Raw genomic sequence first — 17,190 nt, 5'->3', positions numbered from 1 at the left:
GGAGAAACAGGAGAAACAGGAGAAACAGATGGGACCATTACTATATAAAAAGATATATCATTTTATCAAAGAACAAATTGATTCAGGTCAATTAAAGCTAGGAGACCGCTTGCCAACAGAAAAAGAGCTGTCAGAAGAATTTGGGGTTAGCCGCATTACCTCTAAGAGAGCTCTGGCAGAACTTGAGCAAGAGGGATTGGTAGTTAGAACTCGCGGCAAGGGAAGCTTTGTAGCAGAAAAATCTGTGACCGTGAGTAGCAACAAGCGAGATATCCTCTTGATTTTGCCCTTTGATTCGGACTACGAATTGGGGGATTATGCCAGGGGAATCATGACAGTTCTGGCAGAAAAGGGTTACCGCTTGATGGTGCAGTTAGCCAGTGCAGTTGTAGCTACGGACTTGTCCCAATATGCTGGTGTCATCTATTATCCAGAGGATGTCAACCACAGCATTGATTTTCTCTTCTACTGTGATTATCACCAGATTCCTTTGGTACTTCTAGACAAGCAAGTGGACCTCTTTTCTTTCCCTACTGTGGTCGCAGACAATAAGGGTGGAGCTTATGAACTAACCCAGCACTTGATGCAGCAAGCTTGTCAGGAGATTTTATTTATCGCGACAGAGAGTTTTGGAGAGGTTTCTTCTGTACGGGATCGTTACCTGGGTTATTTGGCAGCTATGGCAGAGATGCAGCGTTCAGGGAGCTATTTTTCAAAAGAAAACTCAGAAGATTCGATTGCTTACCTGGATAGATTAGTGGAGCACCTATTAGCCAATGGAGAGCAGAAAACAGGTCTGGTGGTTGAAAATGACTGGTTGGCCATTCAATTACTACAAAGGGTTCTTCAAGCAGGCTTATCAGTGCCAGACCAGGTCGCTATTGTGGGCTTTGATAATAGTCAGGCTTCGCGTTTGATTACTCCTAATCTGACAACAGCCGCCCAAGGATTTTATATGATGGGACAAGAAGCAGCAACATTATTAGTAGTTCAAATGGAAGAGCCTGATAAGCCGGTGCATTCGCAGCAAATACCTGTTCAAATCTTCATCAGAGAAAGTAGTCAATTATAGAAAGATCAATTAGAAATGGAGAATATCATGGATATTTACCAAGCATTGAGAGACTATCAAGAAGTTATCACTAGAGGAGACTATCTGGTCTTAAAAGCACCTGTAAGAACTCGTTTTGTAGGTCGATTCTTTCGCTTTGAGAATCAAGAGGCTATGAAAGCTAATTTGGCTAAAGCTCCCCAGTTCCAGTGGTCAGAAGAGGAAGACGTATCCTTAATCATCAAACATCACTTTAATAGAAAACTGGGGCAGGATGCCTTTACATTGGAGGTGACGAGTCAAGGAGAGATCATCATCGAGAGTCAGAATTTACGAGGTTTTGGCTATGCCCAAGAAGCTCTTGAAAAAATCATGACTGTCCAGAGAGATCGTCTGTATCTTCCGATTGTTTCTGTTAAACATTGCCCTTCTTTTGAGATGCGGGGAATTATCGAAGGTTTTTATGGAAAGCCATGGACCAGAGAAGAACGGATGGATTGTCTACATTTTATTGCTGACAAGGGAATGAATACCTACATGTATGCTCCTAAGGATGACGATTATCAGCGTAGGAATTGGCGGGAATTGTATCCAGAGGATTGGATGGACTATTTTAAGGAATTGGCCCAGGTTTCGCGAGAGCGTCACTTGGATTTTTGGTACATGATTAGTCCTGGTTTGGATTTTGATTATACCAAGGAAGAGGATTACGAGCTTCTTTACCGTAAGTTGCAGCAGTTGCTGGACTTGGGCATCTGTCATTTCGGCCTCCTCTTAGACGATATCGATTACCACATTATGGGGGCTGTGGAGAGACGCTTTGGAAAGACTGCCTATGCTCAAGCCCATTTGGCGACGGCTATTTATGATTTTCTTGGTCAGCAGCATGCCAATCCTGAACTGGTAGTTTGTCCAACGGAGTATGATAACCATCATGATTCCCTTTATTTGGCTGAATTATCTGAAGCTATTCCTAAGGAAGTGGCCTTCTTTTGGACAGGACCTAGCACCCTTGCTAGTCAAATTGCCCAGTCAGATATCGAGACCATGGCAGCTATTTACAAACGGCCGATGATTATTTGGGACAATATTCCGGTCAATGATTACCAGAAGGATCCAGAACGACTCTTTTTGACACCTTTTGCCAACCGTTCCCCTTTTCTTAGCCAGCCAGACTATCAGGTCAAAGGAATTGTTTCCAATCCGATGATTAGCTGGGAATTGTCCAAGTTGACCCTGACAGACATGAGTCGCTATCTCTGGGATGCCAAGCGCTATCAACCAAGCATGTCTTGGAAAGAAACCTTGAAGGATTATGCAGGCAGTGAAGAAATGGCCGAACTTCTCGGTCGTTTTGCCTGGTATAATGGCAACCGTCATCTGCACCGAGATATTCCTTTTGAGGTAGAAGAGGCCTTGGTCAATAAAGATACTGAAAAACTATCTACTTGGATGGCCGATTTGGCTGAGTTGATTGATTGTTTGCAAGGATTTGACAATCCACGCTTCCAAGAAGCTATGGCTCCTTGGTTTGAGCGGGCGAAAGCTGATCAGGCGCTCTGGCAAGCTATTCTAGACGGAAATCCAAAAGCGGTGGAACTCTATCAAAATCTTCAAGAGGGTCAGCCGAGAATTGGCACCAATATCCCTAGTCATTACTACCGTCTTCATTGCAGCCAAGAAGTGACGGATTTATCTGGTTTCGGTCAGGTATCGGAAGCTAGAGCTGAGGATTACGCTTGAAGGACTATCCAAATAAGAAATAAAGAGTGATTGGATACGTAGAGGTATTTCAGGGATTTTCTTTCGATCCCTGAAGTCTGAATTGAGAAACATATAGTCGAATGAATTAACTTTTGGATTAGGAATTAAGACGCAGGTTGTACTAGAGTAGGGCAAGTAGAAAATGACGACGTATCAAACATACATTCAAATGACTATAATTTTTATAAAAACATACCCCAGTTAGTTTTATGGCTAACTGGGGTTTTATAGGTAATAAGAGAAATAGCCTCAGCTGGTCAGAGAATAAGGCAGGTCTTTTTGAGAATAAGTTTTCAGAGGAGGGACTAGTCCTAGCTGAAAATCTAGTTGGCATCCTTTGATTAGATCTTCATGATGAAGGTATAGCTTACTGTAAGGCTTTTTATTGAAGTGAACTTCTTTGACAAACTGGTATTGGGGAAGATTTCCTTTACAGTTTATCTGTATAGACTTTCCTTCGGGAAGTTGAATCTGTGCCCGATCTAAATTTGGAATGCCAATCAGGTATTGGCCACTTCCTGGGGTAACGGGATAAATGCCTAGGCTGTTGAGAATGAACCAGGAGCTCATGCTACCATTATCCTCATCTCCTGGGTAAGCCTGATTGGTAAAGGCATGACTGATAAGGTTTTTGAGAATCAACTGGCTCCAATGTGGTTGTCCTATATAGTGATAGAGATAAGGTAAGTGGAAACTAGGTTGATTTGAGATGGCAATTTGGCCAAAGTCTAGAGCGGCCATTTCACTCATTTCATGGATCTCAAAACCGTAGCCTCCAACAGTGAAGCGAGGTTCTTGATTGCAAAGCTCTTCCAAGTGTTGGGCAAATACTTCCCTGCCACCAATCAAGCGGACGTAACCGAGAATATCGTGATAGAAGGCCAAGCTATTCTGGTAAGCGGAGCCTTCTGTATAGTCTTGCCCCCAGCTCATTGGATCAAAGTCAGCTCGAAACTGCCCCATTTCATCCTTGCTTCTCAAGAAAGCAGAATTGGTGTCAACGAGATTACGGTAGTTGAGGGAACGATGTTGATAGCATGATGCAGTGTCTTCTAGCCCAAGAGTTGTAGCTACCTGACTGATACAGAAATCGCTGTAGGCATAATCTTGGGTTTGGTTGACACTCTCGTGGAAATGGTTGGGAATGTAGCCTAATTTTTGGTAGACCTGACTGCCTTGACGGCCGTACTTGTTATCTGAACTTTCTGTATCAGCAGTTTTTATCATGGCCTCTAGAAAGGCAGGCATCAAATCAGGTCGGATTTTCTTGACAGCAGCGTCTGCAATGATGGCATCTACTAGTGTTCCGGGCATCATCCCTCTTTCATCAGGAGATAACCACTTGGGAAGAAATCCCGTATCCTGATAGGCCGACAAGAGTCCTTCTAGAATATCTCCATAAACTTCTGGAGCTATCAGGGAGAGAAGGGGATAGACTGATTTGTAGGTATCCCAGAAACCGTTGTTGGTATAGTATTTTCCTGAGACAACTTGACGACTCCTCGTATTGTAATGAATGGGCTCTTGATTCTCATCTAGTTCATACCATCTTTGTGGGAAAAGAAGGGCCCGATAAAAGTGTTGGTAGAAGTTTTTGCTCTTTTGAAAATCCTTGTCTTCAACTTGGATACGGTTGAGATAAGTATTCCAGGACTGACGACTCTTGGCTAAGCTTTCTTCAAAAGTTTTTGGAAATTCCCTTTGCCAGTTGAGCAAAGCCTGCTGGGAGCTTATAAAGGAAGTGGAAGCCATGATTTCTAAGTCCTTAACGTCATCGCCAAACTGAAAATAGGTAAAAGAAGTCTTGGTTTGATCATCTAGAGACTTGTTTTCTAAAGCTTCTCCCATCAATTTTTGCTGGACAGGTTGGCTAAATTCTAGATGGACAAAGAGCGTGAGATCTTTATCCTGACACTCTGAAACATTCTGAACTTGACCCACAGCAGTCTTGCCATCAGCTGAAAATTGCCAGACTGCCTGACCGGGATTATGAATAATGAGCCCAGCGCTACCATTTTCAAAGCATATATGACAGGAAAAAGTGTAGATGGAAGCCGTGACCTTGGTCAAAATTCGGTGTCGCTGGCTAAAGACTTCTATGAGGTGAGGTTGAAAGCGGGCCTCACTTGGTCGGTAAGAACTGGTGTTATGGAAAACATCCCCCTTGGTAACCGGTCCTGAGACTGGCAAAAGGCTAAAGGTGGAAAAATCTCCCACCCATGGGCTAGGTTGGTGGGTTAGGCGAATTCCTGCAAAGGTAGGGTCATCGGGATGAAACCACCAGGAACCTCTGCTCTGACTGGTCTCGACACTGAGATAGTTCATCCCAAAGGGGACCCCTGTTAGAGGGAGACAGTTGCCTTGAGAGAAGTGGTATTGGTTAGCTGTTCCAAATCGAGTATCGATAAAGTCCAATCTATCCATGATCTTCTCCTGATGACCCTTGTAAGAAGTCAATGTAAGCACCTAATAGATTGGCCTCGTTTTTAAATTGACAAATAGCTAATTTAGGTCTAAGATTAGAAATTTGAACCGCTTCATAAAGTTTATCCAACTCAGCTTCAACGGCTGTCAAGAGAAAATCGGCCTGGGAGACTCCTCCGCCAATCAAGATCATTTCAGGGTCAAAGGCATGCTGGATATTAAAGATCCCAATGGCCAGATTTTGGAGGAAGACTTGTTTTTCCTCCTGAGCTAGAGAGTCTCCTTGATCAGCTAAATCTAAGACTTCTTTGCCAGAATATTTTTTGCCAGTTGGCTGTTTATGGTTATAGCGACTGGCCATATTGACTACAGTGCCTAATTGACTAAAAATTTGATAATCACTATTCATAATCATAAAGCCAAATTCACCACCAAAAAGATGAGCGCCATGGTAAATTTTCCCGTCAATAACGAGGCTGCCACCGACTCCTGTTCCCAAGGCCAGAAGGACGAGACTGCTGGCTTTTTTTCCGGCTCCCAAAGCTGACTCGGCCAAAGCAGCACAGTTCGCATCGTTTTCTATAGAGATAGGATATCCCAGTTTTTTTTCGAGCTCGGCTTGAATGGGAAAGTTGTGGATATAAGGTAGGGCGCTAGCACCTTCAATGATGCCGGTTTGTTTATTAACAGCACCAGGTGAGCTGATGCCAATACCTTTGAAATGAGCAGGTTCATAGTAAGCAACTTGTTCTTCTAAAATTCTATAGAAGTCATCCAAGTTATCAGGGGTAGGCAGATTGGATTGTTGACTGAGTTGACCATCTTTACAAATGGCAAACTTGATGGAACTACCACCAATATCAATACATAAAAGTTTCATAGAAAAACTCCTTTGTCATTTATTTGTAAATTTCTTAACCATAGTATGCCAAAAAAACCAAGATATGAAAAGGCTTTCTTTCTCATTTCTATACTTTGTACAACGATACCTATAATTTGTTTTATTAGACCTATAATTTGTTGATTGTTCCCTATCCCTAAGACTGATATACTAAAACCATCAAACACTGATAAAACAAGAGGAGGTTTTGGGAAATGTCTTATAAGACCAAGAAAAAGAATTCCTTTTGGAGAAACCTAGTGAAATATAGGGCTTTGCTACTGATGGTATTGCCAGGGTTTGTCTGGTTTATCTTTTTCTTCTATATTCCAGTATTAGCCAATGTAGTTGCCTTCAAAGACTTTCATTATTCCGCCGGTGGATTTTTAGAAAGTTTGAAAGAGAGTGCCTGGGTTGGTCTCGATAACTTTAAATATCTCTTTGCCTCCAAGGATGCCTGGTTAATCACACGAAATACCATTGCTTATAATTTGATTTTCCTACTTTTTAATGTTTTCTTTGCTATTGCTTTTGCTATCATCATGAGTGAGCTTCGTAACAAGAAAACTGTTAAGGTCTACCATACCATGTCCCTCTTACCCTACTTCCTGTCATGGGTAGTAATTGAATACTTTTTGTCGGCCTTTTTAAATACTGATAAAGGTGTTATTAATCAGCTTTTGATTGGAAATGGTGCAGAGCCTATCAAATGGTATTCAAACCCTACTTGGTGGCCATTGATATTACTTTTTATGAGTATTTGGAAGGGATTAGGCTACAATAGTATTATTTACTATGCTTCTGTCAAAGGGATCTCAGATACTTACTATGAGGCAGCAATGGTGGATGGGGCTAGCAAGTGGCAGCAGATAAAAAATATTACCATTCCACAGCTCTTACCCATGATGTCTATTTTATTGATTATCAACATAGGAAATATCTTCAAATCAGACTTTGGACTCTTTTATGTCCTTCCTAAAAACTCTGGTTCTCTCTATGAGGTAACCAGTGTATTGGATACCTATGTCTATAATTCTTTGACAGCTACAGGCGATATTGGGATGGCATCAGCAGCCAGTCTTTATCAATCTGTGGTAGGAACCTGTATCCTCTTACTGACAAATGCAATTGTACGTCGGATGGATCCAGATGCAGCACTTTTTTAGGAGGGGAAGATGAAAAAGAAAAAAGTTGGAAAAATAAACGTCAGAACCTTTGACAAAAAGACCAATGCTATCTTTAATATTCTGATTGCTCTCTTTTCTATATCTTGTGTCATTCCTTTCATATTTGTTATTATCATTTCTCTTACAGACGAAAACTATCTCGTCAATCATGGATACAGTTTTTTCCCGAAATTATGGTCTAATCAAGCTTATGAGTATATATTTCAAGGTGTGATGGCTCAAAAGATTTTTCGTTCTTTTGGAGTATCTGTCTTTATCACTTTATTGGGAACCTTTATTAACACCACCATGACCTCGACATATGCTTATGCAATCTCTAGACCGTATTTTCCCTATAGACGTTTCTTTACGGTCTATGCTCTCATTACTATGTTGTTTGCACCAGGTATGGTAGCTAATTACCTAGTAGTCAGCAATTTACTGCAATTAAAGGACACGGTTTGGGCCTTGATTTTGCCCATGGCTTTGGGACCATTTGGGATTTTAGTAATGCGGACTTTCTTTAAGAAGACGGTTCCAGATAGTATTATTGAGTCAGCTCGAATGGATGGGGCAAGTGAGTTTATGATTTTTATGAAAATCGTGCTTCCCTTGGCTGTTCCAGGTATTGCAACAATCAGTCTCTTTTCAGCCCTTACCTATTGGAATGATTGGTTCAATGCTTTACTCTACGTACAGAGTGAGAATCTCTATCCTATGCAATACTTGCTGATGAAGATTCAGAGCAATATTCAGGCCTTAGCCCAAAATGCGGGTATGAGCGCTCAAATGTCAGATAGTTTGGCTTCTCTACCAAGAGAATCTGTTCGCATGGCCATTGTCGTTATTGCGACACTACCAATTGCCTTAACCTATCCATTTTTCCAAAAATATTTCGTTGGCGGATTAACGATTGGTGGGGTCAAGGAATAAATTTTCGTCTCGTATAAACTAAGTAGACGATGCTTCATTAATATGTCTTTAATTAAAAAGAAAAAAATATAGGAGGCTACACTTATGAAAAAGTGGCAAAAATACTTATGCTTCGCCGGAGCTAGCTTAGCGCTTGTTAGCTTGGCAGCATGTGGAAGCAAGTCATCTTCTGAAGGAGAAGATGTCAAGTTGTTGATGTACCAAGTTGGGGAAAAACCAGATAACTTTGATAAGTTGATGGAGATTGCCAATGCTCGCATCAAAGAAAAAACGGGAGCAACCCTTGATCTTCAATACATTGGTTGGGGAGATTGGGATGATAAGATGAGTACCATTATCGCATCTGGTGAAAATTATGATATTGCCTTTGCCAATAATTATGTTGTCAATTCACAAAAAGGTGCTTTTGCAGATTTAACAGAATTGATGCCGAAATATGCTAAAGAAACCTATGATAACTTGAACCCAGCCTACATCAAGGGGAATACCATCAATGGAAAACTTTATGCTTTCCCGGTAGATGCGAATGTTTATGCCCAACAGATGCTCTCCTTCAATATGGACTTGGTTAAAAAGTATGGATTGGATATTTCAGGGATTAGTTCTTATGCCGATGCTGAAAAAGTTTTGACAGAATTTCACGAGAAAGAACCAAATACAGCAGCCTTTGGCATTGGCCAAGTATTTAGCATGTCTGGTGATTACGATTATCCATTGACAAAGAATCAACCTTTTGCAGTGAAAATTGAGGAAGGAAAACCAACTATTATTAACCAGTACGAAGATGAAACCTTCAAAGAAAATCTTCGTCTGATGCACAAATGGTATCAAAAAGGGCTGATTCCATCAGATGCAGCAACCAATACTGAAGGCTACCCATTAGATGGGAATACTTGGTTCATGCGTGAAGAAACCCAAGGTCCTATGGACTACGGCGATACCATTTTGACAAATGCAGCTGGCAAAGAAATTGTTTCTCGTCCATTGACAAAACCTCTAAAAACAACTTCACAAGTGCAAATGGCAAACTTTGTAGTATCCAATAGCTCAAAAAACAAAGAAAAAGCTGTTGAAGTTCTTGCGCTCTTGAATACAGATCCAGAGCTTCTGAATGGTCTTGTTTATGGTGTTGAAGGCGAAGCATGGGAAAAAGTTGGCGATACCAAAATCAAATTTTTAGATGGTTACCAACCTAAGATGCATATGAGTGCTTGGAACACTGGGAATAATAAAATTCTTTACACCCAAGAATCCATCACAGATGAGATGATTGCAGCGCGTGATAAATCTATTGAAGAATCAAAAGAATCTCCAATCCTCGGTTTCACTGTAGAAACGAAAGAAATTAAAACAGAATTGTCAAACATTGCAAATGTCATGAACCGTTATAAAGCAAGTATTAATACAGGTACTGTAGATCCTGATGAAGCTCTTCCGAAATTAATTTCAGATTTGAAAGATGCTGGCTGGGATAAAGTTCAAAAAGAAGTTCAAATGCAATTGGATGAATTTGTTGCTAATAAAAAATAGCAAAATGCTATCTGTCTCAGATTTGGAGTCGCCAAAGATAAATCTGATTCTTAAAATCAATTGATAGATACAGGTAGAAAGTAGTCTGAGGCAGTTGGCTGCCTCAGACTTTTTTAATCTAAAATAGCGATTTCATAAATGATTTTAATTGTGGTATAGTAGTATTTTAAAGGGTAAAAATCAATCTATGGATGAAGTTAGAAGTCCAAAAATAAGATAAGAGGGAATAGTTTTAATGTCAGGAGTTGAAAAAACTTGTTTTGCCATGTGGAAGATGATTCAGTTGACCTTGATTTTTCATTTATTCACTATCTGTGGTGCACTACTATTAGGTTTTGGACCCGCCTGGCAAACCATTGTTGCACTTAGTTTGGAAACCAATCAAGAAGAAAAGCACTATTCTCTAGCGCGTGCTTTTGAACTTTGGAAAAGCAACTTCATGGACGCAAATATCCGTTTTCTTTCTTGTGCTCTGGTCTTTGGGGCCTTGGGAATCAATTTGCATTTGGCCTTGCAATTTCAGTCTATTTTATGGCTTGTTCTTTCCTTTGTCATTATGCTCGTCATGCTTTGGATTATTTTTCTTTGGTTTTACATGAGTTTTTATGCGGCGACTTATGACATTACTCTGATAGATAATGCTAAATTGGCTTTTATGAGTATTTTTTTAAGTTTCAAACAATTTTTATTAACGGTTAGCGTTTTATTAGGTGTCTTTTTTGTGACTTGGCAATATAAGGGCTTATATTTGTTCTTAAGTTTTGGAGCCTTGGTATTTTTATTGGATAGAGTAACCAAACCCAACCGAGACCTAGTAGATGGAGCAATCAATGACTAGAGATTTCCTAAAGCGTATGTTTGTTGAACAGTTTAAGCGAGGCTTTTTGATTAACCGACTGATGAAGATTTACAGTATCTTCATTATTGCCTTGTTTAGTCTGAGTGCAGCGGGATTGAGTGCCTATTCGATTTACAACACGCAACAAGCCATTGAGCAACAGACTCAGATGAGATTAGAAGATACTCTGGCCAAATTGCAATCTCAAAATTATATTGCCCTACGAATATCGGATCAACTGGTGGGGAGAAGAGAGGACTACACGAATCTATACCAGTATATGATGTCAACTCCCAATCAGTATTTTTCTAGTATTATAGATGATTGGAGTCAGGGGAAGGATACATTTCTCTTTTCAGAACAAGTTAGAAGACTATTTGATCTGTATCCAGGCTTAAGTGGGGTTACCATTGTCTTGAATGATAGTCCCTCCTATTTACATGCCGATGAAAACATCAAGACAGGTCGTTTTTTCACAGGGAAACCAGAGAATTTAAAGGGAAATTATTTAGTTAGATTAATTCGACATCCTGAGTCTGGAGATATTACAGGAATCTTGTATCTGCATTTTGGCTACTCTAGTCCATCGCAGGGTGAGAAAGAAAATCGCTTAAATGTTTTTGCTTTTGACTATTACGGACGAGAACTTTTCCACCAAAGTGATAGGGCCGATACTAATTTAGAGAAGACCTTGAAAGAATCAATCCGATCCGACAAGGCCTCCCTCTTAGAAGACCTCAAAAAAAACTATAAGATTCAGTCAAGTCAGACAGGTGATTTAATCGCCTATGTAGCAGTAAAAAAATCCTACTTGATGGAGCAAGCGATTTATACCATCTTAATTTACTGGCTCATTTCCTTGCTATTGTCTCTTTTATTGCTCAAGTCTCTCTTTCGGATTTTTCGCAATTACATCCAACAAGTTTCTGAGATTACGACTAGTATTGAGGCTGTATCAGATGGAGATTTATCTCTGACCATTGATAATCAGCATATGGAATTAGAACTATACAATATATCTGAAGCCATCAACCAGATGATTGGCAATATCAATGCCTATATTCATGAAATATATGTATTAGAAGTGGAACAAAGAGATGCCCAAATGAGAGCTTTGCAATCTCAGATTAATCCACATTTCTTATACAATACTCTGGAATATATCCGAATGTATGCTATCAGTTGTCAGCAGGAAGAATTGGCCGATGTGATTTATGCCTTTGCATCACTGCTTCGTAACAATATCAGTCAGGATAAGGTGACGACTCTTAAAGAAGAATTAGCTTTCTGTGAAAAATATATTTACCTCTACCAGATGCGTTATCCAGATAGTTTTGCTTATCATATTCATGTTGATCCGCAAGTAAATGATATTGAGATTCCCAAATTTATTATCCAACCTTTAGTGGAAAACTACTTCATACACGGTATTGATTACACACGCTATGACAATGCACTTAGTATCAAAGTATTGGATGAAAAAGAGAGTATTCTGCTCCAAATATTGGATAACGGGAAAGGGATTAGTCTAGAGCGTATCGCGACTGTTCAAGAAGGCTTCCAATCGTCTCCATCTACAGATGAAATGGGAAATTCAATTGGTTTGCGAAATGTCTATTTGCGTCTTTTTCATCAGTTTCAGGATAGGGTTTCTTGGACCCTGAGTCAGTCGCCAAATGGTGGCTTCATGATTCAGATTAGAATTAGGAAGGAGTCTTAATGTACAAGGTGTTATTAGTTGATGATGAGTACATGATATTGCAGGGCTTAAAAATGATCATCGATTGGGAAAATTTGGGATTTGAAGTAGCAGCAACTGCTAAAACAGGTCAAGAGGCTCTTGAGTGTCTGTCCAAGCAAAAAATTGATGTGATGATTTCAGATGTCAATATGCCTGGTATGACAGGATTAGAGTTGATTGAGACTGCTAAAAAAGACTATCCTAATTTGCAAACTTTAATTTTATCGGGCTTTCAAGAGTTTTCTTATGTTAAAAAAGCTATAGAGTTAGAAGCTAAAGCCTATCTTTTAAAGCCAGTGGATAAGACAGAATTACAGGCTAAAATGAGGAATCATAAACAATCCTTGGACGCACAAAAAGCAGAATCTGTACGACAATCTTCATACCGAGAAAGTTTGGTTAGCTTATGGCTAGCCGATGAACTAAATGAGAAGGACTATCTTCAGTTGGTGGATGAAGCGGCCAAGAAAGATATTTCGGACTATACTGTTCTCTATCTGGAATGTAAAAACTGGTGCCAAGATTTAGAAGATTTTTTTGTAGCTTCCCAGCAACCATTTTGTATCCGGAGAGATGCAGAAAAAAAGAGTTACATAGCCATCTTATTGGGAGAAAGAAATCATATAAAAACTTTTGTATCTCATTTGCAAGAAGAGTTTGCAGAAGAAGTCAAGCAGACTATCTTGGGTGAGACCGTTACTGAGTGGGAGAATGTCTATGAAAGTTATCACCAGGTTCGAAGGAGTCTCTTCTACAATAGTGAAATTTCCTCAGCCACTATCAAATCGAATTCTAAAATTGAAATGCCTGAATCCCGCCTACAGTTTTTCTCCTTTAATAAAGCCTTGATGATCGGAGATGAGCCTACTATTATTTCCAAACTGGAAGAAATTTTTGAGGAAATGAAAGCCTTGAAATTTTCACCAGAAGATGTGAAACATGTTTCCTTTTTGCTCTTTTCTGACATATACCGTCAATTTCCTATTTTAGACCAACTGACCTACCAGGCCATGTTACATGCTATCCATGAAAGTCAATTTATTGATGAAATTTTATCTGAATTAAAGAAGGTTCTTCAGTTAACAAGTCGTAATCAGCATCCGCAAAAACGGTATTCAGATTTAGTTAGTCAGACCGTTCAGTGCATTCAAAAGCAATACAAGGAAGAATTAACTTTGAAAGTTGTTGCGGACCGCTTACATGTGAATGGAGTCTACCTAGGTCAGTGTTTCAAGCATGAGACTGAGAGGAGTTTTGCTCAATACCTAAACCAGGTTAGGATTCAGAAAGCGCAACAGCTATTGTTGTACAGCAGTTTAACCATCAATGAAATTGCTTATGATACAGGCTACAATACTAATCATTACTTTATCAAGATGTTTAAGAAGCTAAATGGACTTTCTCCTAAAGAATTTAGAGACCAATATAAGGACAAGTATCAAGCTATTGAGGTTGGCCAAGAATAGAGAGGTTACATCATGTCTTCAGACAAACTTAAATCTGATTCCAAATCCTTGGCATATCAAGTGCAATGGATAGATCAGGCTAAGCGTCAGCAAGATTTTTCAAAGGGCTGGCGCTTCTTGCTAGCCAATTTGGAACTGGCTCAGAAGCCAAGTTTTGACGATTCTGATTGGGAACAAATTTCTCTCCCTCATGATTTCAGTATCACTCAACCCTATACCGTCAATGGAGAAGCAGAAAGTGCTTATAAGTTAGGCGGAGTCGCTTGGTATCGGAAGTATTTTGCTCTGGATCCATCACTGCTTGGTCATAGGATATGGATTCATTTCGACGGTGCCTACATGGAGGCAGAAGTTTATATCAACGGGCAACTATTGGGCAGGCATTGCAATGGCTATCAATCTTTTACTTATGATTTATCGCATATGATCAACTTTGGCCAGGAAAACCTTCTGGCAGTTCGTCTGGAAAACAAAGTACCCAGTTCACGATGGTATTCTGGAAGTGGTCTTTATCGCGATGTTTCCATTTCTGTTCTGCCCGAGATCCATGTGGAAAGAGATCAAGTTCGTCTAAACCTTTCTCAGATAAATCACAGACTGGATATAGACTTTGGTTTGAGTCAGATTGTCGAGGCTAGTGAATATCAAGTAGGGATTAGTCTCTTGGAGCTAGCTCCTGATTTTCAGCCAGCAGCATGCATCTATCAGATGGCTCCAAAAGATTTGCCATCTTTACAAGAGTCAGAAGCTTATAAAGTAAGGGTTGATGCTGGGACTTTTAAGTTATGGAGTCCAGATTCCCCTCACCTCTATCAGCTGGAAATAGACCTCTATCACAAGAGAAAACTCAGTGACAAACTCAGCTTGGAAACAGGATTTCGCTATTACCATTTCGATCACCAGCATGGCTTATCCTTAAATGGACTGCCCTTTAAACTACAGGGAGTTTGTCTCCACCATGATCAGGGGAGCTTGGGAGCCTCAGCCTTTGAGGATGCTATTATTAGACAGTTGAGCCTGCTTAAAGATATGGGCGCAAATACCATTCGAGTAGCCCACAATCCCAGTGCAAGGAAGCTGAAAAAGTGGGCCAATCGATTGGGCTTGTTCTTAATCGAGGAAGCCTTTGACACATGGACCTATCCTAAAAATGGCAACCAACATGATTTTTCTTCCTTTTTTCATCAACCACTTGGTGGACAAAATGCTCGATTTCTCAAGAGAGCACTATCTGCTAAAATTAGTTGGGCTCAATACAGTATAGAATCTATGATCCTCTCTGGGATTCATAATCCTTCGGTTCTAATGTGGTCCATTGGCAATGAATTGATGGAAGGATTCTCTGCGGATGTTAGTCATTATCCAATGCTAGGTCGCCAAATCTGCGATTGGATTCTTGCTCTTGATCGGACACGCCCTATTACCTTTGGGGATAATAAGCTAAAGGATTCAAGTTTCTTATGGTTCAAGGAAATAGCAGAAATAGCAGAATACGTTACTTGTTTATCAGAAGTAGAGGGGCTTGTTGGTCTCAATTATGCCAAGGGAAGTGACTATGATCAGCTTCACCAGGATTACCCGGAATGGATTCTCTATGGTTCTGAAACCAGTTCAGCTATTAACAGTAGAGGTTGCTACCAGACAAGCAATCAAAATTGTGAATTGACCTCTTATGACCAATCGACAGTAGACTGGGGATCTTTGTCTAGCGAGAGCTGGTATGATGTCATCACAAGAGACTTTGTGGCTGGTGAATGTGTTTGGACAGGTTTTGACTATTTGGGTGAGCCTACACCTTGGAATAAAATCGATTCAGGAACGGCGACCAAGTGGCCCTCTCCCAAACATTCATATTTCGGAATCATGGATACCGCTGGCTTTGCCAAAGATCGCTATTATTTCTATCAAAGTCAATGGTCAAAAAAGAAAAATACTCTCCATCTCCTCCCGACTTGGCAAAAAGGAGGCATAGAATTGGATGAGGATGGATTGGTAGAAGTTGTTGTCTACAGCAATGCAGCCAGTGTAGCTTTGGTTTTTGAAAGTCCGGAAGGCCAGAAAGTAAACTATGGTCTCAAAAGTTTCACTCAGTACCGTACGCCAACAGGGCATTCTTACCAGCTTTATGAGGGAGAGGATGCTTCTGAAATTCCACACGAAAACCTCTACCTAAAGTGGTGGATTCCCTATCGAAAAGGGACTTTAAGGGCTCTAGCCTATGACGAAACTGGTAAGGTGATAAGTCAGACTAGTGGCCGAAAGCAGGTTCAGAACTATGGAAAGGTAGCCAGCCTGCATTGGGAACTATTTGAAAGTCCATTAGGCAGTCCGCGTAACTTATTGTTCGTGGAGTTGTCTCTTGTGGATGCTAAGGGAGAACTGGTAGCTAATAGCCACTCTCTAGTTCACATTCAAGTCAAAGGACAAGGAAAATTACTTACTCTGGATAATGGGAATCCCTGTGATCATAGATCATATGACCAAGCTAGTCGAAAAGCTTATAGAGGGAAATTACTGCTCATCATTGCTTCTGCCGGTCAAGCTGGTTCATTGGAGATAACAGCTAAAGTGCTAGGTTTAGCTACCGCTACTTACAAGTTGGAACTGTCTGAGCGAGCTGAAAATGTCAGATTGTTGACTTATAAAATGAGGAAATACCAATTTAGTATCGCCGAGAAAAATCAATCAAGCAGCCAACTTCTGCAGATACCTGGTCTTCCAATGGCAGTCTTTTGCTACAAAACCTCCTTGTCTATTCCACTCTTAATGGATAGTCCTACTCAAAATTTAATGGAAGGACAAGACGTTTTTCTTCCAGGCTGGATTCAGGCTAGGACCGCCGATGGATCTTTGATCTCCAAAGCATTGCCTGTATCATGGAATGTAGCCAACCCAATTTTTTCAAAGGCTGAAATAATCAAAGGGAAGACCACTTTCTTAGATAAAATGCTGGAATGTCAAGCTTTTCTCCAACCAATCAAGAAGAGTTTAAGGATTCATCAAGATATCAGCCTTGTTGCTCAAAAGCACGTAATGGCTCCAAGTGATGATAAAGTAGTATTTACCTTTAAATATGATACCATCCAAGCAATTGGAGTTATTAGTGTAGAATATCTCAATTTACCGTTGAAAGAAGTGACAATCAGTCTTTCCTATCGTAGCCACGTAGTCGGTCCAGTAAAGAACCGAACAGTCTTTCTGAATCAAGTTAATTCCAAAGAACAAGTTCATTTTTTTGATGAGACATTAGATGTGCTTCAATTAGAAGTCAAATTGGAAGCAAAGACAAAACAAAAAATCTTGCCAAAAAACTTCAAGATTGGACTATGGAACTTGATAGAAGAAGGCTAGCCGCATACTTTTAAAATCAGAATGATACTTTGTTAAAGCTCCTTGT

The 17,190-nt window shown here is 40.1% G+C and carries 11 protein-coding genes; 9 read left to right on the top strand and 2 right to left on the bottom strand.

Annotated features, from left to right (window positions below; translation table 11 throughout):
• Positions 1-28 precede the first annotated feature (28 nt).
• Together BN1356_RS09725 and BN1356_RS09720 are read left to right on the top strand one after the other, a co-directional pair.
• Entirely contained in the window at positions 29-1,072 is a 1,044-nt protein-coding gene (locus BN1356_RS09725; RefSeq protein WP_093651197.1) for a GntR family transcriptional regulator, read from the top strand.
• 27 nt (positions 1,073-1,099) lie between these two features.
• Positions 1,100-2,794, top strand: a complete 1,695-nt coding sequence (locus BN1356_RS09720) for a protein O-GlcNAcase (protein WP_093651196.1) — start codon at positions 1,100-1,102, stop codon at positions 2,792-2,794.
• A gap of 270 nt (positions 2,795-3,064) precedes the next feature.
• Here the strand turns inward: BN1356_RS09720 and BN1356_RS09715 are convergent, their stop codons facing one another.
• Both BN1356_RS09715 and BN1356_RS09710 read right to left on the bottom strand, forming a co-directional pair.
• Positions 3,065-5,239 carry a GH92 family glycosyl hydrolase gene (locus BN1356_RS09715; RefSeq protein WP_093651195.1) on the bottom strand — a complete coding sequence of 725 codons (2,175 nt, stop codon included), beginning with the start codon at positions 5,237-5,239 and terminating at the stop codon, positions 3,065-3,067.
• The gene (locus tag BN1356_RS09710; protein ID WP_093651194.1) at positions 5,232-6,119 is read right to left on the bottom strand and encodes an ROK family protein; all 888 of its coding nucleotides are present in this window, start codon (positions 6,117-6,119) and stop codon (positions 5,232-5,234) included. The genes BN1356_RS09715 and BN1356_RS09710 overlap by 8 nt, the downstream gene beginning before the upstream one ends.
• Positions 6,120-6,334: 215 nt before the next feature.
• On the opposite strand from BN1356_RS09710, the gene BN1356_RS09700 reads away from it, so the two are divergent.
• The 7 genes from BN1356_RS09700 to BN1356_RS09670 all read left to right on the top strand — a co-directional run bounded on the left by BN1356_RS09700 (position 6,335) and on the right by BN1356_RS09670 (position 17,144).
• Positions 6,335-7,285 (top strand): ABC transporter permease, encoded by a 951-nt coding sequence (locus BN1356_RS09700; RefSeq protein WP_093651192.1) that lies wholly within the window; start codon positions 6,335-6,337, stop codon positions 7,283-7,285.
• Between the two features lie 9 nt (positions 7,286-7,294).
• Complete coding sequence (locus BN1356_RS09695; protein ID WP_093651191.1) at positions 7,295-8,218, top strand: carbohydrate ABC transporter permease; 924 nt, start codon at positions 7,295-7,297, stop codon at positions 8,216-8,218.
• 84 nt (positions 8,219-8,302) lie between these two features.
• Positions 8,303-9,748 (top strand): ABC transporter substrate-binding protein, encoded by a 1,446-nt coding sequence (locus BN1356_RS09690; RefSeq protein WP_093651190.1) that lies wholly within the window; start codon positions 8,303-8,305, stop codon positions 9,746-9,748.
• Positions 9,749-9,983: 235 nt separating this feature from the next.
• Positions 9,984-10,586, top strand: a complete 603-nt coding sequence (locus BN1356_RS09685; RefSeq protein ID WP_093651189.1) for a YesL family protein — start codon at positions 9,984-9,986, stop codon at positions 10,584-10,586.
• The gene (locus tag BN1356_RS09680) at positions 10,579-12,306 is read left to right on the top strand and encodes a sensor histidine kinase (protein ID WP_093651188.1); all 1,728 of its coding nucleotides are present in this window, start codon (positions 10,579-10,581) and stop codon (positions 12,304-12,306) included. The genes BN1356_RS09685 and BN1356_RS09680 overlap by 8 nt, the downstream gene beginning before the upstream one ends.
• Positions 12,306-13,793 carry a response regulator transcription factor gene (locus BN1356_RS09675; protein WP_093651187.1) on the top strand — a complete coding sequence of 496 codons (1,488 nt, stop codon included), beginning with the start codon at positions 12,306-12,308 and terminating at the stop codon, positions 13,791-13,793. Before BN1356_RS09680 ends, BN1356_RS09675 begins: the two co-directional genes overlap by 1 nt.
• Before the next feature lie 12 nt (positions 13,794-13,805).
• Complete coding sequence (locus BN1356_RS09670; protein WP_093651186.1) at positions 13,806-17,144, top strand: glycoside hydrolase family 2 TIM barrel-domain containing protein; 3,339 nt, start codon at positions 13,806-13,808, stop codon at positions 17,142-17,144.
• The last annotated feature ends 46 nt before the right edge of the window (positions 17,145-17,190 follow it).

The organism is Streptococcus varani (genome assembly GCF_001375655.1).
Classification (GTDB): Bacteria; Bacillota; Bacilli; order Lactobacillales; family Streptococcaceae; genus Streptococcus; species Streptococcus varani.
This window is presented reverse-complemented; position numbering and strand designations above follow the sequence as displayed.

Bases quoted from the DNA above. Each gene is read 5' to 3' on its own strand.
- BN1356_RS09725 (WP_093651197.1), top strand. From the start codon at position 29: ATGGGACCATTACTATATAAAAAGATATATCATTTTATCAAAGAACAA.
- BN1356_RS09720 (WP_093651196.1), top strand. From the start codon at position 1,100: ATGGATATTTACCAAGCATTGAGAGACTATCAAGAAGTTATCACTAGA.
- BN1356_RS09715 (WP_093651195.1), bottom strand. From the start codon at position 5,239: ATGGATAGATTGGACTTTATCGATACTCGATTTGGAACAGCTAACCAA.
- BN1356_RS09710 (WP_093651194.1), bottom strand. From the start codon at position 6,119: ATGAAACTTTTATGTATTGATATTGGTGGTAGTTCCATCAAGTTTGCC.
- BN1356_RS09700 (WP_093651192.1), top strand. From the start codon at position 6,335: ATGTCTTATAAGACCAAGAAAAAGAATTCCTTTTGGAGAAACCTAGTG.
- BN1356_RS09695 (WP_093651191.1), top strand. From the start codon at position 7,295: ATGAAAAAGAAAAAAGTTGGAAAAATAAACGTCAGAACCTTTGACAAA.
- BN1356_RS09690 (WP_093651190.1), top strand. From the start codon at position 8,303: ATGAAAAAGTGGCAAAAATACTTATGCTTCGCCGGAGCTAGCTTAGCG.
- BN1356_RS09685 (WP_093651189.1), top strand. From the start codon at position 9,984: ATGTCAGGAGTTGAAAAAACTTGTTTTGCCATGTGGAAGATGATTCAG.
- BN1356_RS09680 (WP_093651188.1), top strand. From the start codon at position 10,579: ATGACTAGAGATTTCCTAAAGCGTATGTTTGTTGAACAGTTTAAGCGA.
- BN1356_RS09675 (WP_093651187.1), top strand. From the start codon at position 12,306: ATGTACAAGGTGTTATTAGTTGATGATGAGTACATGATATTGCAGGGC.
- BN1356_RS09670 (WP_093651186.1), top strand. From the start codon at position 13,806: ATGTCTTCAGACAAACTTAAATCTGATTCCAAATCCTTGGCATATCAA.